This is a genomic window from Nocardioides sp. (assembly GCF_029937575.1).
Lineage (GTDB): Bacteria > Actinomycetota > Actinomycetes > Propionibacteriales > Nocardioidaceae > Nocardioides.
In genome coordinates this window covers 29,461-51,056 of record NZ_JAPYPS010000018.1, presented here as the reverse complement: position 1 = coordinate 51,056, position 21,596 = coordinate 29,461, and the positions used below count along the sequence as shown (strand labels likewise).

The window sequence follows — 21,596 nt, the reverse complement described above, 5'->3', positions numbered from 1 at the left end:
GGGTCCGGACGAATCATTCAACGAACCAGTGAGGCTGACGCGTGTCTGCGCCCAACATTGCCGCCGAAGGCGTGACCAACCCGTCGATCGACGACCTGCTCACCAAGACCGACAGCAAGTACAAGCTGGTGCTCTACAGCGCCAAGCGTGCGCGCCAGATCAACGCCTACTACTCCCAGTTGGGTGAGGGCCTGCTCGAGTACGTCGGCCCGCTGGTCGACACGCACGTCCAGGAGAAGCCCCTCTCCATCGCGCTGCGAGAGATCAACGACGACAAGCTGACCTGCGAGGACGTCGACCCGGCCGAGCTCGCCGCCGAGGAGGCCGCTGCCAAGCAGGCCGCCCTCGACGCCGCTGCCAACGTGGCCGAGTGACACGAGTTCTCAGCTGAGCATCGACAGCACCACGGCCGGGTCCCCCACGGGGGCCCGGCCTTCGGTCGTCCTAGGGGTCGCCGGCGGCATCGCGGCCTACAAGGCCTGCGAGCTGCTCCGGCGGTTGAGCGAGTCCGGCCACGACGTGACCGTCGTGCCCACGGCCTCCGCCCTCGAGTTCGTCGGGGCCCCGACCTGGTCGGCTCTGTCGGGCAAGCCGGTGGCGGCCGACGTGTGGACCTCGGTCCACGAGGTGCCCCACGTCCGGATCGGGCAGGGCGCCGACCTCGTGGTCGTGGCCCCCGCGACCGCCGACCTGATGGCCAAGGCCGCCCACGGCCTGGCCGACGACCTGCTGACCAACACGTTGCTCACCGCGCGCTGCCCGGTGGTCTTCGCCCCGGCGATGCACACCGAGATGTGGGAGCACGCCGCCACCCGCGCCAACGTCGCCACCCTGCGCTCGCGCGGGGCCGTCGTCATCGAGCCCGACGAGGGCCGGCTGACCGGCAAGGACACCGGCAAGGGTCGGCTCCCCGACCCGGAGGCGCTCTTCGAGGCCTGCACGGAGATCCTCGCCCGCGGGCGGGTGGGGGACGCAGACTCGTCGGAGTCCTCGATGCCCGACCTCGCCGGACGCCACGTGGTCGTCTCCGCCGGAGGCACCCGCGAGTACCTCGACCCGGTGCGCTTCCTCGGCAATCGGTCCTCCGGCCTGCAGGGCTACGCCCTTGCCCGGACCGCGGCCGCCCGTGGCGCCGAGGTGACGCTCGTGGCCGCCAACGTCAGCCTCCCGACGCCGGCCGGCGTGCGCCTGGTGCGGGTCGAGACGACCGCCGAGCTCCGCGGCGCGGTGGTCGAGGCCACGGCGTCGGCCGACGCCGTGGTGATGGCCGCAGCCCCCGCCGACTTCCGTCCGACGCAGGTCAGCGACGCGAAGATCAAGAAGGCGGCCGACGGATCGGCTCCGACGATCACCCTCATCCAGAACGACGACATCCTGCGCGAGATCTCCACGACCCGCGCCAGAGCCGGCAGCGTCATCGTCGGCTTCGCCGCCGAGACGGGCGACGACACCGGATCGGTCCTGGACCTGGCGCGTGCCAAGCTCGCCCGCAAGGGCTGCGACCTGCTGGTGGTCAACGATGTCAGCGGGGGAGCGGTCTTCGGCAGTCCCGACAACGAGGCCGTCGTGCTCGGCGCCGACGGCGCGCACACCGACGTACCTCTCGGATCGAAGTCGGCCCTGGCGCACGTGATCTGGGACGAGGTGGCGCGCCGTCTGGTCTGAGGCGTCGGCCGACGGGACGAGGCACGCGAGGATTCGGTGCCTGAGACGCCGATCTTGCATGCTGGGACCCGCCTAGACTGATCCGCCCAGGGCAACGGCGCCTGGCGGGGCCAGCGCGGCCGACCGGAACGTCATCTGCACTGCTGGGACACCCCAGTTCGATCGAGAGCGAGAACCACTGTGGCTGGACGCCTCTTCACCTCGGAGTCCGTGACCGAGGGTCACCCGGACAAGATCGCCGACCGGATCAGCGACACGATCCTCGACTACCTGATGGAGCACGACTCCGACAAGGAGAACCTCCGCGTCGCCGTCGAGACCCTCCTGACGACCGGCCTCGTCGTCGTCGCGGGTGAGGTGCGCACCAACGCCTACGCCCCGATGGCCGACCTGGTCCGTGCCGCGATCCTCGACATCGGCTACGACTCCTCCGAGAAGGGCTTCGACGGCACCACGTGTGGCGTGCAGGTCGCCATCGGCGGGCAGTCGGTCGACATCGCCGCCGGCGTCGACCAGGGTCTCGAGGCGCGCCTGGAGTCCTCGGTCGACGAGCTCGACGCCCGCGGTGCCGGCGACCAGGGGCTGATGTTCGGCTACGCCTGTGACGACACCGACGTGCTCATGCCGCTGCCCATCGTGATGGCGCAGCGCCTGTCGGAGAAGCTCACCGAGGTTCGCAAGAACGGCACCATGGCCAACCTGCGTCCCGACGGCAAGACCCAGGTGACCATCGAGTACGACGAGGACGACGTGCCCGTGCGCGTCGACACCGTCGTGCTGTCGACCCAGCACTCCGAGAAGACCGACCTCGACACCCTCGAGGCCGAGATCAAGCAGCACGTCATCGACCCGGTGCTCGCGACCTTCAAGCTGCCCTCCGAGGGCTACCGGCTCCTGGTCAACCCGACCGGTCGCTTCGTCGTGGGTGGGCCGATGGGTGACGCCGGCCTGACCGGGCGCAAGATCATCGTCGACACCTACGGCGGCATGGCTCGCCACGGTGGCGGTGCCTTCTCCGGCAAGGACCCGTCGAAGGTCGACCGCTCGGCTGCCTACGCGATGCGCTGGGTCGCCAAGAACGTCGTCGCCGCCGGACTCGCGCGTCGCTGCGAGGTCCAGGTCGCCTACGCCATCGGCAAGGCCCAGCCCGTCGGCGTCTTCGTCCAGACCTTCGGCACCGGCATCGTGTCCGACGAGGCGATCCAGAAGGCCGTGCTCGAGGTCTTCGACCTGCGCCCCGCCGCGATCCTGCGCGATCTCGACCTGCTCCGTCCGATCTACGCCAAGACCTCGGCGTACGGTCACTTCGGTCGCGAGCTGCCCGAGTTCACCTGGGAGCGGACCGACCGTGCCGCTGCGTTGAAGGCGGCCGTCGGCGCCTGATCTCCCGGACCCGGGTGGTCCCCAGAGTGACGCCGAGCCGGTGCCTGATGGCGCCGGCTCGGTGTCGTTCCTGCCGGCGATCTCCGTGCTGGGTGGGGCGCCCGCGCGCGTAGCCGACCCGGTCCCACCGTCAAGGATCGACCCCGAGCGCGGGTTCGCGCCGAGAAGCCACCCGGGTCCGGCCATCGGGGCACGGCCTCAGCCGCCGCCGTCGGCGCAGACTGGTAGACAACGACCATGACCGAGTCGCGTGCCCCCGCTCGCGCCCAGGACGCGGGCGAGCAGCCGGAGCTGCTCCCCGGCATGGTCCGTTCGACGGTCAAGCAGTCGCAGGCCAAGGCGCGCGCGACCAAGGAGCGCAAGGCGGCCGAGGCCGCCATCACGGACACCGACCCGGTCGCCCGGGTGCTGGTAGACATCTCGCTGCCACACCTGGATCGGACCTTCGACTACGCGGTCCCGGAGACGATGGCGCCGTCCGCGCGCCCGGGCGCGCGGGTCAAGGTGCGCTTCGCCGGCCATGACGTCGACGGATACGTCGTCGCGCGGGTAGCGACCAGCGACCACCACGGGACCCTGGCGCCCCTTCGCCGTGTCGTCAGCCCCGAGTGCGTCCTGACGCCGGAGATCGCCGCCTTGGCCGGTGACGTCGCCGAGAGGTACGCCGGGGTGCGCGCCGACGTGCTGCGGCTCGCCGTACCCCCTCGCCATGCGACCACCGAGAAGGAGGCATCACCCGCGGAGCCCGCACTGGAGGCGGGTGCCAGCGGTCTGGACGCCTCCGACGCGTGGAGCCGCTATCCGCACGCCGGCCCCTTCCTTCGTCACCTCGCGGAAGGCGGGGCGCCCCGCGCCGCCTGGGCTGCGGCGCCCGGTGACGACTGGCCCGCGATGCTGGCACAGGCAGCGGCGTCCACGCTGCGCCACGGACGGGGGTCCGTGCTCTGCGTGCCCGACGGCAAGGACGCGGCTCGGGTGGGCGATGCGTTGACGGCACGTCTCGGTCAGGGCCACCACGTCGTGCTCACCGCCGACTCCGGTCCTGCCCAGCGCTACCGCGACTTCCTGGCCGTGGCGCGGGGCACGCGGCGCATCGTGGTGGGCAGCCGCGCGGCGGCCTTCGCGCCCGTGCACGCGCTCGGTCTCGTCGCCATCTGGGACGACGGCGACGACCTCCACGCCGAGCCCCGAGCGCCCTACCCGCACACCCGCGAGGTGCTGCTGATGCGGGCGGCTCGCGAGCGCGCGGCCGCGCTGGTGGGCGGTTTCTCCCGCAGCGTCGAGGCAGACTTCCTCGTGCGCACGGGCTGGGCGCGCGACCTGGCTCTCCCTCGCGACGACCTGCGTCGCCGCGCGACCGTCCAGGTCACCGGGGCCTCCGACGTGGCCCGGATGCGCGACCCCGGAGGCCAGGGCGCCCGGATGCCGGCCGAGGTGCACGCGCTGCTGCGCGGCGCTCTCGAAGAAGGTCCCGTGCTGGTGCAGACGCCGCGGGCGGGCTACGCCCTCGCCCTGGCCTGCGAGCGCTGCCGCACGCCCGCTGCGTGCCGCGCCTGCCAGGGCCCGCTCGCGCTGACGTCCGCCTCGACCCCGCCGGCCTGCCGGTGGTGCGGCACCGACGCGCAGGGTTGGGCGTGCCCCGAGTGCGGAGCCGCCGGCCTGCGGGCTCCCGTGCTGGGTGAGGCACGCACGGGCGAGGAGCTCGGCAGGTCGTTCCCGAAGGCACGGGTCGTCACCTCGGCCGGGGACCACGTCGTACGGCGGGTCGACACACGTCCCGGCATCATCGTCGCGACGCCGGGCGCCGAGCCGATCGCGGAGGGCGGTTACTCCGCCGTCGTCCTCCTCGACACGTGGCTGCTCCTGGCCCGTGACGACTCCCGCGCCGACGAGGAGGCGCTGCGCCGCTGGAGCAACGCGGTCGGCCTGCTACGACCCGGTGGCCGCGTGCTGGCAGTCGGTGACCCGGCACATCCCGCGCTGCAGGCACTCGTGCGCTGGGACCAGCCGGGGTTCGCCCGCCGGCTCTCCGAGGAGCGTCAGGGGGCGCGCCTGCCGCCGTCCGTGCGTCTCGCCACGGTCACCGGCGACCCGGGGGCACTCGACGACGTCCTGACCTTGCTGGCGCCGCCCGCGCACATCGAGGTCCTGGGTCCGGTGCCCGCCGGAGACGACGAGGAACGGCTCGTCCTGCGCACCCCGCGCTCGCACGGAGCCGGGCTGGCCCGAGCCCTCGGCGAGCTGCAGCGGGTGCGGGCGAGCCGCAAGCTGGATGCCGTTCGGGTGCAGGTCGACCCGGTCAGCCTCTGAGCGAGCCGGTCACCGGTGCGGAGGCGGAACCGCTGTCGCAGCCGTATCGTCACACCACCATGAAGAACTACCTCGCGCTGCCCCTCTCCGCCCTGGCCCTCGTGCTGCTGGGTGGATGCGGCGGTGACGCCGGCGTCGACGTGGCCAGCGACCCCGCCGGCAGCCCGTCCGCGGCGCCGTCGGCGAGTCCCACGGCGGCCGAGGACCCCGTCATGCTCACGCACCCGACCGGCGCCGACGAGGTCGTGCTCTCGATCGAGACGGGCGGCGGGTTCGTCCCGGTGGAGTACGCGTTCACCAACCAGCCGACGTTCCTGCTGTCCGGTGACGGGCGCCTGTTCCGACAGGGCGAGGTCAGCGAGCAGACGCGGCTGATCCCGATGACGGTGACGACGCTGGACGAGGCCCAGGTGCAGGAGGTCCTGCGACTGGCCGAGGACGCGGGCCTGCTCGGTGCCCCGCCGGACTACACCGACACCAGCGGCGGCCCGCAGATCTCCGACGCCCCGACCACCTCGGTCATCGTGACCGCCGAGGGCCAGACCTGGCAGCACGACGCCTACGCCCTGGGCTTCGACGAGGAGCAGGCCGAGCGGGCGGCACTCGGCGACTTCATCGTGGCCGTGACCGCACTCGTCGACGGTCTCGACTCCGACGACTTCGCACCGACCGAGCTGGCGGCGTACGTCATGGCGACCGACCTGGACCGCGACGTCCAGGCCTGGCCGGCAGACGAAGTGTCGTTGGCCGACATCGATGGCTGTCAGGTGGTCCCGGCGCAAGGACTCGTCGACACGCTCAGCCAGGCCTCCCTGACGACGATGTTCCGCCAGGACGGCGCTGTCTACTCGGTCTCGGCCGCGGCCGTTCTTCCGGGCGACCAACCCTGCTCCTGAGTCGTCAGTCGCCCACTGCCTCGACGCCGCGCACCACGATCAGGGGGTCCGGTGTGCCGACGACCTCGTGGTCCTTGCCGTCGTACTCGAAGCCCGACAGGAAGTGCCGCATCGCGTTGATCCGGGCCCGCTTCTTGTCGTTGGACTTGATCGTGGTCCACGGCGCCCACTCGGTGTCCGTGCGGCGGAACATCGCCTCCTTGGCGGCGGTGTAGGCGTCCCACTTGTCCAGCGACTGCAGGTCCATCGGTGACAGCTTCCACTGCCTCACGGGATCGACCTGCCGGATGATGAAGCGGGTGCGCTGCTCGGACTGCGTCACCGAGAACCAGTACTTCGTGACCGAGATCCCGCTGTCGACGAGCATCCGCTCGAAGAGCGGAGCCTGCCCCATGAACTGCTCGTACTGCTCTGGCTCGGCGAAGCCCATCACCCGCTCGACCCCGGCTCGGTTGTACCAGGAGCGGTCGAAGAGGACCATCTCGCCGGCTGTCGGGAGATGCTGGACGTAACGCTGGAAGTACCACTCCGACTGCTCGCGGTCGCTGGGCTTGGTCAGCGCGACCGTCCGGGCGTAGCGAGGATTGAGGTGCTCCATGAAGCGCTTGATCGTGCCTCCCTTGCCGGCTGCGTCGCGGCCCTCGAAGAGGAGGACGTGCTTGGTGCCCGTGCGGGCCGCCCAGCTCTGGAACTTGAGGAGCTCCACCTGGAGGAGGTACTTGGTCTCGTCGTAGACCGCGCGGTCGAGACGCTCGCCGTAGGGGTAGTTCTCCCGCCAGGTGTCGACGGCGCGACCGGCCGGGTCGATCAGGACCGGGTCGTCGTCATGGTCCTCGCCGATCCGGTGGCCCTCGATCTGCAGGCGGTCGATGTAGTGGCGTACGTCGTCAAGCACGCGCGCCAGGCTAGGGAGGACGAGTGAACAGCAGGTGACCGCCTTGCGCGCAACCATGCACGGGCCCAGGCTGCGCCGCTGGGGAGGCGACCCCTAAACTCTGCGGAGGCGCTGTCCCGGGCAGACACGGCGCCTGACCCCATCCTGCAAGGAGCTCCGTGGCCATCCAGCCGATCCGCCTCTTCGGGGACCCGGTGCTGCGGTCCAGGGCCCAGGAGGTCGTGGACTTCGACAAGGAGCTCCGCATGCTCGTCGCCGATCTCACCGACACGATGCTCGAGGCTCCGGGTGCGGGTCTCGCGGCGCCGCAGATCGGGGTCGGGCTGCGTGTCTTCACCTGGAACGTCGACGGCGAGGTCGGTCACCTGGTCAACCCCGACCTCACGCTGTCCAGCGAGCTGCAGGACGGGCCGGAGGGGTGCCTGTCGCTGCCCGACCTCACGTTCGACTGCACCCGTGCGCTGTCCGTGGTCGCCCGTGGCTGGTCGATGCACGGCGAACCCGTCACCATCGAGGGCACCGAGCTGTTGGCCCGGGCGATCCAGCACGAGACAGACCACCTCGACGGCGTGCTCTTCATCGACCGACTCGACGCCGCAGCCCGCAAGCTGGCCATGCGGGAGATCCGTGAGTCGGAGTGGTTCGGGCTGGAGCGTCCCACCGTCAAGGTCAGCCCGCACGCCACCCGTGGTCTGGGGCTCTGAGAGGTACCGATGAGACTGGTCTTCGCCGGCACCCCCGAGGTGGCCGTGCCCGCCCTCGAGGCGATCCACGCCTCCGACCACGACCTGGTGGGCGTCGTCACCCGCCCGGACGCCCCCTCCGGTCGTGGCCGCAAGCTGGTCGCCAGTCCGGTCGCCCAGCGCGCCGCGGAGCTCGGCATCGAGGTGCTCAAGCCCGAGCACCCGCGCGACCCCGATTTCCAGGCCGCACTGCGGGCCCTCGAGCCGGACTGCTGTCCCGTGGTCGCCTACGGCGCGCTGCTTCCGCAGTCGGCACTCGACATCGTGCCGCTCGGCTGGGTGAACCTGCACTTCTCCTGCCTGCCCGCCTGGCGAGGTGCCGCACCTGTCCAGCACGCCATCTGGGCCGGTGACGAGGTCACCGGTGCGACGACCTTCCGGATCGTGAAGGCCATGGATGCCGGGCCCACGTTCGGGGTGATGACCGAGCGGATCCGACCCACCGACACGGCGGGTGACCTGCTCACCCGCCTGGCCGAGGGAGGCGCCGGACTCCTCGTCGCCACGCTTGACGGACTCGAGAAGGGTGAGATCGCCGCCCTCGACCAACCGACCGACGGCGTCAGCCTCGCGCCGAAGATCCTCGTCGAGGACGCCCACGTCGACTGGACCGAGCCGGCCGCTGCGGTGGACCGGCGGATCCGCGCCTGCACGCCGGCGCCGGGTGCGTGGTCGACGCACGAGGGTGAGCGCATCAAGATCGGTCCGGTCACGTTGACCGACCCCGCCGACGGGCTACGACTGCCGCCCGGTGAGCTGGCGGTCGGCAAGAAGCAGGTGCTGATCGGCACGGGCTCGTACGCCGTACGGCTCGGCGAGGTCAAGCCGTTCGGCAAGAAGCAGATGGACGTGGCCGACTGGGCGCGCGGGGCGCGGTTGGAGTCCGGACTCGTCCTGGGCGCCGATGGCTGACCAGCCGCGTCGCAGTCCCCGAGGCGGGCGCGCCGGACAGGCGAGCCGTGGCCCGCGGCGCACCGACGTCGACGTCGCGCGCCTCGCGGCGCTCCAGGTACTCAAGACCGTGCGTGTCGACGACGCCTACACCAACCTGGTGCTGCCCGCCGTCGTGAGTCACTTCGCGCTGAGCCCGCGCGACGCCGCCTTCGTCACCGAGCTCGCCTCGGGCTCCATCCGTTGGCGTGGCACCTACGACGCCGTTCTCGGGGCCTGCATCGACCGCTCGCTGTCCAAGGTGGAGGCCAAGGTCCTCGACGTGCTGCGTCTGGGCACGCACCAGCTGCTCGCGATGCGGGTGCCGGACCACGCTGCGATCAGCACGTCCGTCGACCTGGTCCGCTCCACGGTCAGCGAGGGCGCGGCGGGCTTCACCAACGCGGTGCTCCGCAAGGTCGCCGCGCAGGACCTGGAGTCCTGGATCGCCCAGGTAGCACCCGCGCGGGAACGCAACCCCCAGCGTCACGCCGAGATCGCCTTCAGCCACCCGGCCTGGATCGTCGACGAGCTGCGCAAAGCCGTCGGTGCCGCCGAGCTCGAAGCCCTGCTCGCAGCCGACAACGTCCCGCCCAAGGTCACCCTGGTCGCCCGTCCGGGGCGATCCACCCGTGACGAGCTGCCCGGCACGCCCACCCCCTACTCGCCGTACGGCGTGACGCTGGAGGGCGGCGCCCCCGGTGAGGTCCCGGCGGTGGCCGACGGGCGGGCCGGGGTCCAGGACGAGGGCTCTCAGCTGGTGGCCGCGGTGCTGGCGGCGGCGCCGGTCGACGGTCTCGACCGCACGTGGGTCGACCTGTGCGCCGGACCCGGTGGCAAGGCGGCGCTCCTGGCCGCCCTCGCGGGAGAACGTCAGGCCACGCTGCTGGCGATCGAGGCGCAGGCGCATCGCGCGCGACTGGTCGGGAGAGCCTTGCGGGGCTCGCCCGGCACGGTCGGCGTCGTCACGGCAGACGGACGCACACCCCCTCTCGCAGCCGGGTCCGTCGACCGGGTGCTGGTCGACGCTCCGTGCTCCGGGCTCGGAGCGCTCCGGCGCCGGCCGGAGGCGCGTTGGCGGCGAAAGCCCAGCGACATGGTGCCGCTGGTCCTGCTGCAGCGGACTCTGCTCGGGGCGGCTCTGGACCTGGTTCGCCCCGGGGGAGTGGTGCTCTACGCGACCTGCTCGCCGATCACCTCGGAGACGACCGACCTGGTGAGCGCCGTGGTGGGCGCGCGCGGCGACGTCGTCCTCGAGGACGCCTCGGGCCTGTTGCCCGGCGTGCCGGACTGTGCCGGGCGGCTGCCCGGCACCCTCCAGCTATGGCCCCACCGGCACAACACCGACGCGATGTTCATGGCGTTGTTGCGCAAGCAGTAGCACTGGTCGACCTCGCCCCGGTCGTCGGCCGACTACGGTGAGCAGGTGCCCACGAAGTCCCCGTCCATCGAGATCGAGGTCGACGACCGCGTCGTGCGCGTCAGCAACCCGGACCGGGTCTACTTCCCGGCGGTCGGTGACGGGGGAGCCACCAAGCTCGACCTGGTGGAGTACTACCTGGCAGTCGGTCCGGGCATCGTCAACGCCCTCTTCGAGCGACCCTGCATGCTGCACCGGTTCCCCAAGGGCATCGAGGGGCCGAAGGTCCACCAGAAGCGACTCCCGCAGGGTGCGCCCCCGTGGGTCGAGACCGTGCAGCTGCACTTCCCGCGCTGGAACCGGACCGCCGACGAGCTCTGCGTCACCGAGCTCGGCGCGGTCATCTGGGCCGTGCAGATGTCGACGGTGGAGTTCCACCCGTGGAACAGCCGTCGCGAGGACCCCGAGAGACCCGACGAGTGGCGCATCGACCTCGATCCGGGGCCGCTGTCCGACTACGCCCAGGTGCGACGGGTGGCCGCGGTGACCCGCGAGCTCCTCGACGAGCTCGGCGCGGTGGGCTTTCCCAAGACCAGCGGGGGCTCCGGGCTGCACGTCTACGTCCGCATCGAGCCCGACCACGGTCACAAGGCCGTACGGCGCGCCGCGCTCGCCTTCGCGCGCGAGGTCGAGCGGCGCGCGCCCGACGACGTGACGACCACGTGGTGGCGCAAGGATCGCGACCCCCATCAGCTGTTCGTGGACTACAACCAGAACGCTCGCGACCACACGATCGCGGCCGCCTACTCCGTGCGGGGGGTGCCGGAGGCCCGCGTCTCGGCGCCGGTGCGCTGGGACGAGGTCGACGACGCCGAGCCGGGGGACTTCACGATCACCACGATGCCGGCGAGGTTCGCCGAGGTCGGCGACCTGCACGAGGACATCGACGCTCACGTCTTCGACCTGGCGCCGCTGCTGGAGTGGGCCGAACGCGACGAGGCGAACGGCGCGGCCGTGCCCGACGCACCGGAGGAAGGGGACCGAGCGCAGGCATGAGAGGTGACTGGGACGACGTGAACCGCAGGCTGACGTCGGCGATCATCGCGCTGGACCTCGACGACTCGCTGGTCGTCGGGGACAAGCAGCAGGTCGTGAGGAAGGGCCTGTTCGGTGGCACGCGGGTGGTGCCCGGGCCGCGGCGTTTCGTGCAGGTCACGGCGGCGCGTGACTTCCTCATCGGCGAGGTCGTCGGTGCCAAGGCCTTCGGCGGGGACTGGGAGATGCCGCCGGAGACGATCGAGACCCTCCTCGGTCGCGGGTGGGAGAAGCCGTGGTCCGAGGAGTTCCGGACCTTCTCCCGTCAGACTCCGTTGATCTCGGCCAACCGGTTGGCGCTGCAGCTGGTGCGTGCCCTGCAGCTGCTGGGCTGCCAGGTCGAGGACCTCGACGTGGAGTTCGTCCGCGAGGAGCAGTGAGTCGGCGGGGGATCCTCACCGAGGCTGGAGACGGCGCACCTCTCGGGTCGCCCGCCCATCGGCGTTCTCGATGAAGACGATCTCCCCGAACTGCAGGTGCAGCCAGTCGGTGTCGTCCTCGGTCAGGGCCTCGCTGGCGAAGATGGCCGACGTGGCCTCGTCCTCGGCGCACGCGTCGACCTCGTAGGAGCCCTCGTGGTGGTGGAAGTTCTGTCCCATCAGCAGGTACATGGGCTCGAGCAGCATGGACAGAGCGTGGTCGTCGGTGCCGGGGCCGGACCTCCGCAGCTCCCGCCAGTCCCCGGTCACGTCGATCTCTCCCTCGTGGCCGGCGCCCCAGTTCACCCCGATGATGCGGTCCTGGGAGACCAGGGCGATCTTGAGCTTGGTGAGCCCCACCAGGTCGAGAGTCCGCATGGCCTCGACGATGATCAGCATGAGTCGCTCGAAGGCGTGCTGGACCTCCTCGTTGCTGTCTCCCGTCAGCAGGGACAGCAGCAGGACGTAGAGGAACTCGGTGTCGGTGGTGCCCCGCATCTGCCGCAGGTACTCGTCCTTGCAGTGCACCAGCAGCTCTCGCTGCAGGAGGGTCCAGCTCGGCAGGGAACCGTTCTGGGCGAAGATCCAGCGGGTCCCCTCGTAGCAGAAGGGATGGCAGTTCTCGTCGGCCAGGACCGCTCCGGCATCGTAGGACGCAGCCCTCACGTGCGCGAGGAGGGTGCTGGCCTGCAGGCTCGGGATGATCCCCTCGGCGTTGTCGTCGTAGAAGGCCGCGACCGGCCGCCGGTAGACGAACGGCTTCTCCGGCTTCAGCAGGTGCTCACTCCAGCCCCCGAATCCCCACCCCGCAAGCTGGAGGAGCGGGTGCAGCTCGGGGTCCAGGGTCTGGTTGATCAGGCTGTTGTCCGGGGTCAGCAGCAGGCTCTCGAGGGGCAGCTCCGGTCCGACGTAGGCGAGAACGCGGCACATCTCGTCAGTGCCGCCGGGTGCCGCGCGCGTTGACGAAGAACATGCGGTAGCCGAGGTAGGCCAGCACGACGATGATGATCAGGCCGATGAGGAGCTTCATCCCCCGAGCATCGTGCCACGGCGCGGCGCTCGGCCTCACCCACCGGGATGGCCCATCGCGGGTCCGTGCCGTTCACCGCTGCGCTGGAGCCGGATCGGCGCCGATACGCTCGCCCCATGCCGTCGCCCCACATCCAGATCACGCCCAGCATCCTCAACGCCGACTTCGCCTCGCTGGGCGCCGAGGTCGCGCGGATCGGTAGCGCCGACTGGGTGCACGTCGACGTGATGGACAACCACTTCGTGCCCAACCTGACCTTCGGCCCGGCGATGGTCGAGGCGCTCGCCCGCAGCACGTCGACCCCGCTGGATGCGCACCTGATGATCGAGGACGCCGACGTCCACGCTCCGGCGTACGTCGAGGCCGGGTGCGGGTCGGTGACGTTCCACGTGGAGGCGACCAAGGCGCCGGTACGCCTGGCGCGGGAGATCCGGGCGGCCGGTGCCCGCGCCTCCATGGCACTGAAGCCCGCGACGCCCATCGAGCCCTACGAGGCGCTGCTGCCCGAGCTCGACATGGTGCTGCTGATGACCGTGGAGCCCGGCTTCGGAGGACAGAAGTTCCTCGACCTGTGCCTTCCCAAGATCCGCCGGGCGCGGGAGCTGATGGACAAGCACGGCGTCGAGACCTGGCTGCAGGTCGACGGCGGGGTCTCGTTGGAGACCATCGAGCGCTGCGCCGAGGCCGGCGCCGACGTCTTCGTGGCGGGTAGTGCGGTCTACAACGCCGACGACCCGGACGCGATGGTCACCGCGCTGCGCACAGCCGCGGAGGCGGTCCAGGAGCAGCGAGGATGACGGCCTACTCCCGCGGGGCCGCGCTGTTCCGCGCCGCCACGGCGCAGCTGGGAGCGGCCGAGCTGCTCCTGCCGGTGCCGTCCTGCCCCGGCTGGACCATCTCGGACGTGCTCACCCACGTGGCCGACAACCACGAGGCCGTACTGGCCGCGCACGGCATCGTCTCCGACGACGCCGACCTGTTCGCGGTCTACGAGGAGCACCTGACCCGGCAGCCTCGCGCGCTCCTGGAGACGCTCGAGGTGATCCTGCACGCCTGGGACATCGCTCGCGCCCGGGGGATGTCGGGCGAGCTCGACGACGCCACCCTCGACTTCCTCCTCGCGTTCGCGGTCGACGCAGGGGAGCAGCTCTACGTCGACGGGGCCTTCGAGATGATGCTGGTCTCCACCGACGTCGGGCGCGAGGCCAGCGTGCTGGCCCTCTACGGCCGTGACGCGCGGCCGGCTGACGGATAGGTCAGATCCCTCCGCCGGTGTTCTGCCCGCCGTCCATGTTGCCGGCACGGGTGAGGTCGATCGGGTTCTTCTCCCCGACGAACTTCTTCTGGACCCAGGTCGCGATGCCGGTGAGGACCAGGTTGACGCTGATGTAGAGAAGCGCCACCACGGCCACCACCTGGAGCTGGTTGCCGTACTCGATGTAGACCAGGCGGGAGACGGTTGACAGCCCGATGGCTGCGATCGCGTAGCCGAGGCTGGTGTCCTTGAGGGCCACGACGCACTGGCTGATGATCGAGGGCAGCATGATCTTCACCGCCTGCGGCAGCAGGACGATCGTCATGACCTGCGACTTGCGCATGCCCAGGGCGTAGGCGGCCTCGGCCTGGCCCGACGGGACGGCGTTGAGCCCGGCGCGGAACACCTCGGCGAGCACCGACCCGTTGTAGAGCGTCAGGGCGGCGACCACGCTCCAGTAGGCGCCGCGGTCACCGTTGGTGACACCGCCGAACTGGTAGAAGATGAAGACCATCAGGAGCAGCACCGGCACGGCTCGGAAGAACTCGACCACGAGCCAGCAGGGCCAGCGCACCCAGGCGTGGTCGGACAGCTTGCCCATCCCGAACACGAGGCCGAACACGACGGCCAGGATGATCGCGCTGAACGCCATCTTGAGGGTGTTGAGGAGCCCGTCGACGAGGATCACCTCGATGATGCTGGGCGTGAGCACCGGCTCCCACAGGTCGTAGGCGAACTGTCCGGTCTGCTGGAGCCGCCACGCGATGAACGCCACGACGAGCAGGAGGCCGCCGTAGGCGGCCATCGTGTAGGCACGGTGCCGGGCGACCGTCTTGGGTCCGGGGGCGTCGAAGAGTACCGAGGTGGCCATCAGGCGATCCTCCAGCGGCGTTCGAGCCGGTAGGCGACGAAGGAGAGCACCTCGACGAGGACGACGAAGATCAGGGCGAAGGCGAGGAAGATCTCGGTGCGCGCGCTGGCGAAGTCGTTGGTGAGCCCCCGCATGCGCGCGAACGCCTCGAAGACCCCGAGGGCCCCACACACGGTGGTGTTCTTCAACAGGGCGATCTGCACGCTGGCCAGTGGCGGCAGGGCGTGGCGCATGGCCTGCGGCATGATCACCTGGCTCATCACGCCGCCGAAGGGCAGCCCGATCGCGCGAGCGGCCTCGGCCTGACCGAGCGGCACTGCGTTGATGCCCGAGCGCAGCGCCTCGCAGACGAACGAGCTCGTGTAGACGATGAGCCCCACGGCGCAGGCGGCGTAGAGGTTGTTGAGCCGGATGTCGGCGACGCGGATGTCCACGAAGCCGAACGTGAGGCCGATCTTCGGGCCGGCGAAGCGGAAGAAGATGATGACGATGAGCAGTGGCGTGTTGCGGATGAGCATCACGTAGACGGCCGCGGCCTTGCGCAGCACCGCCACCGGGCCGACCCGGGCCGCCGCCAGGAGTGCGCCGAAGATGAGCGAGAGGACCCCGGCGACCACGAAGAGGCTCAGGGTGTAGATGAACGCCAGGGCGATGTCGCCGGCGTTGTCGAGCACGACGTTCATGGAGGGGTCCTTCAGAGGTTGTGTGCCGGGGTGACACCTCAGCGAGGTGTCACCCCGGCCCCGTGGCTCAACCGGTCAGCTCGACCGGGTCGATGCGTCAGGCAGCGGGGCACTCGTCGAGCGCCGGCGGCTCCGGCGTCTCGACGTCGTCGCCCCCGAGCGTTGCCTCGAACGCCTCGGCCCACGAGCCGTCCTCGTAGGCCTCGGTGAGGACGCCGTTGATCCACTCGCACATCTCCGGGTAGTCCTGGCTGTAGCCGACGCCGATGCGCTCCTCGGAGAACTCCGGACCCACGACCTTGAGCTCACCCTCGTTCTGCGCGGCCAGGCCGAGCAGGATGGACCCATCGGTGGTCATCGCCTCGACGGTGCCGTTGAGGACGTCCTCGGCACACTGCGAGTAGGTGTCGGCAGGAGCGCCGACGGCCCCGGCGTCCTCGACGTTCTGCAGGGACGTCGAGCCGCTCACCGAGCACACGGTCTCGCCGACGAGGTCGTCGATCGACTCGACGTCACTGTCGGCACCGACGAGGATCTGCTGCCCGGTGATGAAGTAGGGACCGGTCTGACCGACGACCTGTCGGCGGTCGTCGGTGATGGAGTACGACGCCAGGACCAGGTCCACGCGGCCGGCCTCGAGATAGGGCTCGCGGTTGTCGGAGATCGTCTCCTCGTAGGTGACCGCGCTGGTGTCGGAGGGGTCGATGCCGAGGTCGGCGACCAGCAGCTTGGCGATCTCGACATCGAAGCCGGTCGGGATGTCGTCGGTAGCGCTCTTGAAGCCGAGCCCGGGCTGGTCGTACTTCACGCCGATGGTGATCGACCCGGCCTCGGCCAGCTCGGCCATCCGGGAGCCCTCCTCGAACTTGCCGTCCTCGACCTCCTCGGCCTGGACGTCGACACCCTCGCCCTCGCTGCCGGCGTCACCGCAGGCGGCGAGCGTGCCGGAGAGGGCGGTCAGCAGGACGGTCGCCGCGGCGGCCCTGAGTTTCATCGTGCGCATTGCTGTCTCCTCTTACTTGGGGGTGGAACTCCGAGTGGTGCGCCTGGGTCAGTGCTTCAGGATCTTGCCGAGGAAGTCCTTGGCCCGCTCGCTCTGCGGATTGGTGAAGAACTCCTCGGGGGTGTTCTCCTCCACGACGGCGCCGTCGGCCATGAAGAGCACCCGGTCGGCCGCCGTACGGGCGAAGCCCATCTCGTGGGTCACCACGATCATGGTCATGCCCTGCTCGGCGAGGTCGACCATGACGTCGAGGACCTCCTTGATCATCTCCGGGTCCAGCGCCGAGGTCGGCTCGTCGAAGAGCATCACCTTCGGCTCCATGGCCAGGGCACGGGCGATGGCCACACGCTGCTGCTGACCACCCGAGAGCTGGGCGGGGTACTTGTCGGCCTGGTGACCGATGCCGACCCGGTCGAGCAGCTCGGCCGCCTTGGCATCGGCCTTCGCCTTGGACATCTTGCGGACCTTGATCGGTCCGAGGGTGACGTTCTCGCGGATCGTCTTGTGGGCGAACAAGTTGAAGGACTGGAAGACCATGCCCACCTCGGCGCGAAGGTTGGCGAGCTCCTTGCCCTCCTGAGGCAACGGCTTGCCGTCGAGGGTGATCGCGCCCCGGTCGATCGTCTCGAGCCGGTTGATGGCCCGGCACAGCGTCGACTTGCCAGAGCCTGAGGGTCCGATCACCACGACGACTTCACCACGGTTGACCGTGACGTTGATGTCCTGCAGGACGTGCAGGTCGCCGAACCACTTGTTGACGCCCTCGAGGACGACGAGCGGTTCGCCGCGACCGGCGCTGATGTCCTCCTCAGGAGCCGCGCTCACGGACTCACCACCGGACAGGACACGCGCGTCAGGTCTCGCGAGGGGGCACGGTCACGAGGCGATCCAGTGCTGCTCATCCGTCGAACCTAGCCGCGGAACGACCTCGAGTGCCATCACCGACGGGAAGAGATTGATGCATCGCGACCAAACCGTGACCTCGTCAGCGTGCGCGATGACCGCCTGGTTGCCGCGCTCCGGCGGAGCGCGGTGCCCCGTCGCCGGCGAGCACCGATGTCACGACGAGCACGGGGAGCGCGGGAAGGACGAGCTGCCGGATGGTCACCCTGGTGGGCTGCACCGACCCCGCTTCCGGTTGCCAGGTGTTGCGACATCACCGAGGGCCGTGATGTGGACAACACCCATGACCGGGTCCACGTGTGGCAGTCTTGTCCCCAGACGAGCAATCAAGCTCGCGTGCTCTGGGGTCGGTGCAATTCCGAGCCGGCGGTGAAAGTCCGCGACCCGATCGCAGCCAGCGATCGGTTGACCAGGTGAGATTCCTGGACCGACGGTCAAAGTCCGGATGGGAAGCGCACGCAGGTGGATCGTCGACCGACCTCGGCCAGGTTCCTGGCCGTGCAGCACGGGTCGTCGTCCACCGTCGTCCCGGAGTCCGTGAGCAGACCGGACCGGAGACGACGTACGACCATGACCCACACGGCCCTCGCAGCAGCCGAGCGCGATGCCATGCGTCGCGCCCTGGCGCTCGCAGCGACGCCGGGTGTCCCGATGGTGGCCGACACCCGCCGGGTGGGGTGCGTGCTGCTCGCGCCCGACGGGCGTGTCCTCGCCGAGGGTCACCACCGCGGGCCGGGCACGCCCCACGCGGAGGCCGCCGCGCTCCTCGCCGCGGGCGCAGCGGCCCGCGGTGCGACGGCGGTGGTCACCCTGGAGCCGTGCGACCACACCGGCCGTACCGGCCCCTGCACCGAGGCACTCATCGCGTCCGGGGTGGCCCGGGTCGTCTACGCCGAGTCCGACGCCAACCTCGTCGCCGCCGGCGGCCGCGCCCGCCTGGAGGCGGCCGGCATCGAGGTGGAGGCCGGCCTGCTGGCCGACGAGGCGACGGCGCTGGCGGCGGTCTACCGCCTGGCCCAGCGCGAGCAGCGACCCTTCGTGACCTGGAAGTTCGCCGCGACCCTGGACGGTCGCAGCGCCGCGGCCGACGGGACGTCGCGCTGGGTCTCCGGTCGCGCCGCCCGCCTCGACACCCACCGGCTGCGTGCCCGGTGCGACACCATGCTGGTCGGCACCAACACGGTGGCCGTGGACGACCCGCAGCTCACGGTCCGCGACGCCGACGACCGGCCGCTCGCGACCCAGCCCCTGCGTGCGGTCATGGGGGAGCGGGACCTGCCGGCCGGCAAGCGGATCTTCGACCCCGTGCTCTCCGGCGGCGCGCCGAGCGTGCACCTGCGCACCCGCGACCCTCGAGCAGCACTGGCCGAGCTGTGGGCGCTGGACCGCCAGCACGTGTTCCTCGAGGGCGGTGCCACGCTCGCCGCAGCGTTCCTCGAGGCCCGCCTGGTCGACGAGATCGTGGTCTACGTCGCGCCGTTCCTGCTCGGCGCCGGGCGCAGTGCGGTCGCCGACCTCGGAATCACCACGATCGCCGACGCGTTCCGTCCGGTGGTCCGTGACGTGAGCGTGCTGCCCGGCCTGGACGGCGAGGAGCCGAACGTCCGTTTCACCCTGATCCCCACCACCAGCCCCAGCCCCAGCGCCAGCAAGGAGTCCTGATGTTCACCGGCATCGTCGAGGAGCTCGGCACCATCACCGCGATCGACGACCTCACCGATGCGATCCGCCTCTCGATCGCCGCCGACACCGTGCTCGACGGCACCGGGCTCGGCGACTCGATCGCGGTCAACGGCTGCTGCCTCACCGTGGTCACGATCGAGGGCGGTACCTGGACCGCGGACGTGATGAAGGAGTCGCTCGACAAGACGTCCCTCGACAAGGTGCACGTGGGTGACCGCGTCAATCTCGAGCGCGCCGTCACCGCCGAGAAGCGCCTGGGCGGTCACATCGTGCAGGGCCACGTCGACGGCGTCGGGCACGTCGTACGACGCCAGCCGAGCGAGCACTGGGAGGTCGTCGAGATCTCGATGCCCGCGGACCTGGGGCGCTACCTGGTCGACAAGGGGTCGATCACCGTGGACGGCGTAAGTCTCACTCTCGTCGAGGTGGGGGAGCACAGCTTCACCATCAGCCTGATCCCCGAGACCCTCGCCCGCACCACGCTCGGCCACCGCCAGCCCGGTGATCGGGTCAACCTCGAGGTCGACATCCTCGCCAAGCACGTCGAGAAGCTGCTCGCCGCCCGTCTGGGCGCGGTCGGCGACACCCCACCAGCGACATCAGCAGCACCAGGATCTGCAGAAGGAGCAGCATCATGACCCAGCCGAGTGAACCGTCCGAGGGGCCCATCGGGGCACCGCAGCACGGCGGCATCCGCCTCGACAGCGTCGAGCGTGCCGTCGCCGACATCGCGGCCGGCAAGGCGGTCGTGGTCGTCGACGACGAAGGACGCGAGAACGAGGGCGACATCATCTTCGCGGCCAGCAAGGCGACGCCGGAGCTGATGGCCTTCACCATCCGGCACTCCAGCGGCGTGATCTGCGTGCCGATGCCGGCACGGATGCTGGACCGGCTCGAGATTCCTCTGATGACGCCGCACAACAAGGACAAGCTGCGCACCGCCTACACGATCTCGGTCGATGCCCGCGACGGGGTCTCGACCGGCATCTCTGCTGCCGACCGGGCGCACACCGCGCGCGTCCTGGCGGACTCCGCCACCGAGCCCTGGGAGCTGACGCGTCCCGGTCACGTCTTCCCGCTGCGCTACCGCGAGGGTGGCGTGCTCGTGCGGCGCGGGCACACCGAGGCGGCGGTCGACCTCGCGCGGATGGCCGGGCTGACCCCCGCTGGCGTGCTGGTCGAGGTCGTCAACGACGACGGCACCATGAAGCGCGCGCCAGAGCTGCGCGCCTTCGCCGACGAGCACGGCCTGGCGATGATCTCGATCGAGGACCTGGTGCGCTACCGGCGCCGCAACGAGAACCTCGTCGATCGCGTCGCGGAGACCCGCCTGCCGACCCGGCACGGTGACTTCACGGCGTACGGGTACCGGATCACGACCGACGGGTCCGAGCACATCGCCCTGGTCTACGGCGACGTCTCCTCGCGCGGTGTCGACGACCCGGTCCTGACGCGGGTGCATTCCGAGTGCCTGACGGGTGACGTCTTCGGCAGCAGCCGCTGCGACTGCGGCCCGCAGCTGGACGAGGCCCTCGAGCGGATCGTGGCCGAGGGCAGCGGTGTCGTGGTGTACCTGCGCGGCCACGAGGGTCGCGGGATCGGCCTGGTCGCCAAGCTGCAGGCCTACCAGCTGCAGGATGGCGGGCGTGACACCGTCGACGCGAACCTCGACCTCGGGCTCCCGGCCGACGCGCGTCACTACGGCACCGCCACGCAGGTGCTCAAGGACCTCAAGGTGGAGAGCGTGCGGCTGCTGACGAACAACCCCGACAAGGTCTCCAACCTCGATGAGTACGGCGTGCCGGTCGTCGAGCGGGTGCCGCTGACTCCGCACCCCAACGACCACAACCTCGCCTACCTGCTGACGAAGCGGGACCGGATGGGCCACCAGCTGCCGGGACTGCAGTCGCACCAGCACGACGCGGTCGAGCGTGAGGCTCAGGCATGAGTGGTCACGGAGCCCCCGCGAGCGCACCCGTCGACTGCAGCGACCTGCGCGTCGCGGTCGTTGCCGCCTCGTGGCACACCGTTGTCATGGACGGACTGCTGGCCGGTGCTGAGCGTGCGCTGACGGCGTACTCCGTCTCGTCGCCCGAGGTCGTGCGGGTGCCGGGCACCTTCGAGCTGCCCGTGGTCTGCGACGCCTTGGCCGCGGCGGGCTACGACGCCGTGGTCGCGCTCGGTGTCGTCATCCGCGGCGGTACGCCACACTTCGACTACGTCTGCACGGCCGCGACCGACGGACTGGGACGGGTGGCGCTGGACCACCGCGTGGCCGTCGGCTTCGGAGTCCTCACCTGCGACACCGACGAGCAGGCCCTCGATCGCGCGGGTCTCGACGGGTCCAGCGAGGACAAGGGCTACGAGGCGACTGCGGCGGCCCTCGAGACCGCCCGGCTCCTCGGCCGTATCGCCGCCGAGTAGCAGGCCCCCGAGGGGCGCCGTTTGGTCCCAAACGACACGATTCACGGC

At 70.6% G+C, this 21,596-nt stretch carries 22 protein-coding genes and 1 riboswitch; of the genes, 16 read left to right on the top strand and 6 right to left on the bottom strand.

Annotation, left to right across the window (positions count from 1 at the left end):
• Nucleotides 1–41: 41 nt before the first annotated feature.
• The 5 genes from rpoZ (at nucleotide 42) to Q1K33_RS08760 (ending at nucleotide 6,254) form a co-directional block, all read left to right on the top strand.
• On the top strand, nucleotides 42–374 hold the full coding sequence (gene rpoZ / locus Q1K33_RS08780) for a DNA-directed RNA polymerase subunit omega (protein WP_300402840.1): 333 nt from the start codon (nucleotides 42–44) through the stop codon (nucleotides 372–374).
• A gap of 13 nt (nucleotides 375–387) precedes the next feature.
• The gene (coaBC, locus tag Q1K33_RS08775; protein ID WP_300402920.1) at nucleotides 388–1,665 is read left to right on the top strand and encodes a bifunctional phosphopantothenoylcysteine decarboxylase/phosphopantothenate--cysteine ligase CoaBC; all 1,278 of its coding nucleotides are present in this window, start codon (nucleotides 388–390) and stop codon (nucleotides 1,663–1,665) included.
• Between the two features lie 180 nt (nucleotides 1,666–1,845).
• Nucleotides 1,846–3,048 carry a methionine adenosyltransferase gene (metK, locus tag Q1K33_RS08770; RefSeq protein WP_300402838.1) on the top strand — a complete coding sequence of 401 codons (1,203 nt, stop codon included), beginning with the start codon at nucleotides 1,846–1,848 and terminating at the stop codon, nucleotides 3,046–3,048.
• A 237-nt stretch (nucleotides 3,049–3,285) separates the two neighbouring features.
• Nucleotides 3,286–5,358: a primosomal protein N' gene (locus Q1K33_RS08765; RefSeq protein WP_300402836.1), complete on the top strand. Its 2,073-nt coding sequence runs from the start codon at nucleotides 3,286–3,288 to the stop codon at nucleotides 5,356–5,358.
• Between the two features lie 59 nt (nucleotides 5,359–5,417).
• On the top strand, nucleotides 5,418–6,254 hold the full coding sequence (locus Q1K33_RS08760) for a hypothetical protein (protein WP_300402834.1): 837 nt from the start codon (nucleotides 5,418–5,420) through the stop codon (nucleotides 6,252–6,254).
• Nucleotides 6,255–6,258: 4 nt separating this feature from the next.
• On the opposite strand, the gene ppk2 is transcribed toward Q1K33_RS08760, so the two are convergent.
• Nucleotides 6,259–7,149, bottom strand: coding sequence for a polyphosphate kinase 2 (gene ppk2, locus Q1K33_RS08755; protein ID WP_300402831.1), 891 nt, complete (start codon nucleotides 7,147–7,149; stop codon nucleotides 6,259–6,261).
• A 158-nt stretch (nucleotides 7,150–7,307) separates the two neighbouring features.
• Between ppk2 and def the strand changes: the two genes are divergently transcribed.
• From def to Q1K33_RS08730, 5 genes are read left to right on the top strand one after another with little or no spacing between them, the layout of a single operon-like run.
• Complete coding sequence (gene def, locus Q1K33_RS08750) at nucleotides 7,308–7,853, top strand: peptide deformylase (protein WP_300402829.1); 546 nt, start codon at nucleotides 7,308–7,310, stop codon at nucleotides 7,851–7,853.
• Nucleotides 7,854–7,862: 9 nt separating this feature from the next.
• On the top strand, nucleotides 7,863–8,804 hold the full coding sequence (gene fmt, locus Q1K33_RS08745; RefSeq protein WP_300402827.1) for a methionyl-tRNA formyltransferase: 942 nt from the start codon (nucleotides 7,863–7,865) through the stop codon (nucleotides 8,802–8,804).
• Nucleotides 8,797–10,203 (top strand): transcription antitermination factor NusB, encoded by a 1,407-nt coding sequence (locus Q1K33_RS08740; RefSeq protein WP_300402824.1) that lies wholly within the window; start codon nucleotides 8,797–8,799, stop codon nucleotides 10,201–10,203. The genes fmt and Q1K33_RS08740 overlap by 8 nt, the downstream gene beginning before the upstream one ends.
• Nucleotides 10,204–10,248: 45 nt before the next feature.
• Nucleotides 10,249–11,238, top strand: a complete 990-nt coding sequence (gene ligD, locus Q1K33_RS08735) for a non-homologous end-joining DNA ligase (protein WP_300402822.1) — start codon at nucleotides 10,249–10,251, stop codon at nucleotides 11,236–11,238.
• A 17-nt stretch (nucleotides 11,239–11,255) separates the two neighbouring features.
• On the top strand, nucleotides 11,256–11,657 hold the full coding sequence (locus Q1K33_RS08730; protein WP_300402820.1) for a hypothetical protein: 402 nt from the start codon (nucleotides 11,256–11,258) through the stop codon (nucleotides 11,655–11,657).
• Nucleotides 11,658–11,672: 15 nt separating this feature from the next.
• On the opposite strand, the gene Q1K33_RS08725 is transcribed toward Q1K33_RS08730, so the two are convergent.
• Nucleotides 11,673–12,626, bottom strand: a complete 954-nt coding sequence (locus Q1K33_RS08725; RefSeq protein WP_300402818.1) for a class II glutamine amidotransferase — start codon at nucleotides 12,624–12,626, stop codon at nucleotides 11,673–11,675.
• Between the two features lie 216 nt (nucleotides 12,627–12,842).
• Here Q1K33_RS08725 and rpe point away from each other — a divergent pair, with 216 nt between their 5' ends.
• Both rpe and Q1K33_RS08715 read left to right on the top strand, forming a co-directional pair.
• Complete coding sequence (gene rpe, locus Q1K33_RS08720; RefSeq protein WP_300402815.1) at nucleotides 12,843–13,523, top strand: ribulose-phosphate 3-epimerase; 681 nt, start codon at nucleotides 12,843–12,845, stop codon at nucleotides 13,521–13,523.
• A complete protein-coding gene (locus Q1K33_RS08715; protein WP_300402812.1) occupies nucleotides 13,520–13,981 on the top strand; it encodes a maleylpyruvate isomerase N-terminal domain-containing protein in 462 nt (153 codons plus the stop codon). The genes rpe and Q1K33_RS08715 overlap by 4 nt, the downstream gene beginning before the upstream one ends.
• Before the next feature lies 1 nt (nucleotide 13,982).
• Here Q1K33_RS08715 and Q1K33_RS08710 read toward each other — a convergent pair whose 3' ends face one another.
• From Q1K33_RS08710 to Q1K33_RS08695, 4 genes are all read right to left on the bottom strand, one after another.
• The gene (locus Q1K33_RS08710) at nucleotides 13,983–14,852 is read right to left on the bottom strand and encodes an amino acid ABC transporter permease (RefSeq protein ID WP_300402809.1); all 870 of its coding nucleotides are present in this window, start codon (nucleotides 14,850–14,852) and stop codon (nucleotides 13,983–13,985) included.
• Nucleotides 14,852–15,535 carry an amino acid ABC transporter permease gene (locus tag Q1K33_RS08705; RefSeq protein ID WP_300402807.1) on the bottom strand — a complete coding sequence of 228 codons (684 nt, stop codon included), beginning with the start codon at nucleotides 15,533–15,535 and terminating at the stop codon, nucleotides 14,852–14,854. Before Q1K33_RS08705 ends, Q1K33_RS08710 begins: the two co-directional genes overlap by 1 nt.
• Nucleotides 15,536–15,632: 97 nt before the next feature.
• Complete coding sequence (locus tag Q1K33_RS08700; RefSeq protein WP_300402805.1) at nucleotides 15,633–16,538, bottom strand: glutamate ABC transporter substrate-binding protein; 906 nt, start codon at nucleotides 16,536–16,538, stop codon at nucleotides 15,633–15,635.
• A gap of 48 nt (nucleotides 16,539–16,586) precedes the next feature.
• Complete coding sequence (locus Q1K33_RS08695) at nucleotides 16,587–17,339, bottom strand: amino acid ABC transporter ATP-binding protein (RefSeq protein ID WP_300402918.1); 753 nt, start codon at nucleotides 17,337–17,339, stop codon at nucleotides 16,587–16,589.
• A 434-nt stretch (nucleotides 17,340–17,773) separates the two neighbouring features.
• A riboswitch (FMN riboswitch) is annotated at nucleotides 17,774–17,903 on the top strand.
• A gap of 108 nt (nucleotides 17,904–18,011) precedes the next feature.
• Here Q1K33_RS08695 and ribD point away from each other — a divergent pair.
• From ribD to ribH, 4 genes are read left to right on the top strand one after another with little or no spacing between them, the layout of a single operon-like run.
• Nucleotides 18,012–19,103 carry a bifunctional diaminohydroxyphosphoribosylaminopyrimidine deaminase/5-amino-6-(5-phosphoribosylamino)uracil reductase RibD gene (ribD, locus tag Q1K33_RS08690; protein ID WP_300402803.1) on the top strand — a complete coding sequence of 364 codons (1,092 nt, stop codon included), beginning with the start codon at nucleotides 18,012–18,014 and terminating at the stop codon, nucleotides 19,101–19,103.
• Complete coding sequence (locus tag Q1K33_RS08685) at nucleotides 19,103–19,762, top strand: riboflavin synthase (RefSeq protein ID WP_300402802.1); 660 nt, start codon at nucleotides 19,103–19,105, stop codon at nucleotides 19,760–19,762. The genes ribD and Q1K33_RS08685 overlap by 1 nt, the downstream gene beginning before the upstream one ends.
• On the top strand, nucleotides 19,759–21,072 hold the full coding sequence (locus Q1K33_RS08680; RefSeq protein WP_300402800.1) for a bifunctional 3,4-dihydroxy-2-butanone-4-phosphate synthase/GTP cyclohydrolase II: 1,314 nt from the start codon (nucleotides 19,759–19,761) through the stop codon (nucleotides 21,070–21,072). The genes Q1K33_RS08685 and Q1K33_RS08680 overlap by 4 nt, the downstream gene beginning before the upstream one ends.
• On the top strand, nucleotides 21,069–21,548 hold the full coding sequence (gene ribH / locus Q1K33_RS08675; protein ID WP_300402798.1) for a 6,7-dimethyl-8-ribityllumazine synthase: 480 nt from the start codon (nucleotides 21,069–21,071) through the stop codon (nucleotides 21,546–21,548). The genes Q1K33_RS08680 and ribH overlap by 4 nt, the downstream gene beginning before the upstream one ends.
• The last annotated feature ends 48 nt before the right edge of the window (nucleotides 21,549–21,596 follow it).

Bases quoted from the DNA above. Each gene is read 5' to 3' on its own strand.
- Q1K33_RS08765 (WP_300402836.1), top strand. From the start codon at position 3,286: ATGACCGAGTCGCGTGCCCCCGCTCGCGCCCAGGACGCGGGCGAGCAG.
- Q1K33_RS08760 (WP_300402834.1), top strand. From the start codon at position 5,418: ATGAAGAACTACCTCGCGCTGCCCCTCTCCGCCCTGGCCCTCGTGCTG.
- fmt (WP_300402827.1), top strand. From the start codon at position 7,863: ATGAGACTGGTCTTCGCCGGCACCCCCGAGGTGGCCGTGCCCGCCCTC.
- Q1K33_RS08740 (WP_300402824.1), top strand. From the start codon at position 8,797: ATGGCTGACCAGCCGCGTCGCAGTCCCCGAGGCGGGCGCGCCGGACAG.
- Q1K33_RS08725 (WP_300402818.1), bottom strand. From the start codon at position 12,626: ATGTGCCGCGTTCTCGCCTACGTCGGACCGGAGCTGCCCCTCGAGAGC.
- rpe (WP_300402815.1), top strand. From the start codon at position 12,843: ATGCCGTCGCCCCACATCCAGATCACGCCCAGCATCCTCAACGCCGAC.
- Q1K33_RS08715 (WP_300402812.1), top strand. From the start codon at position 13,520: ATGACGGCCTACTCCCGCGGGGCCGCGCTGTTCCGCGCCGCCACGGCG.
- Q1K33_RS08710 (WP_300402809.1), bottom strand. From the start codon at position 14,852: ATGGCCACCTCGGTACTCTTCGACGCCCCCGGACCCAAGACGGTCGCC.
- Q1K33_RS08705 (WP_300402807.1), bottom strand. From the start codon at position 15,535: ATGAACGTCGTGCTCGACAACGCCGGCGACATCGCCCTGGCGTTCATC.
- Q1K33_RS08700 (WP_300402805.1), bottom strand. From the start codon at position 16,538: ATGCGCACGATGAAACTCAGGGCCGCCGCGGCGACCGTCCTGCTGACC.
- ribD (WP_300402803.1), top strand. From the start codon at position 18,012: ATGACCCACACGGCCCTCGCAGCAGCCGAGCGCGATGCCATGCGTCGC.
- Q1K33_RS08685 (WP_300402802.1), top strand. From the start codon at position 19,103: ATGTTCACCGGCATCGTCGAGGAGCTCGGCACCATCACCGCGATCGAC.
- Q1K33_RS08680 (WP_300402800.1), top strand. From the start codon at position 19,759: ATGACCCAGCCGAGTGAACCGTCCGAGGGGCCCATCGGGGCACCGCAG.
- ribH (WP_300402798.1), top strand. From the start codon at position 21,069: ATGAGTGGTCACGGAGCCCCCGCGAGCGCACCCGTCGACTGCAGCGAC.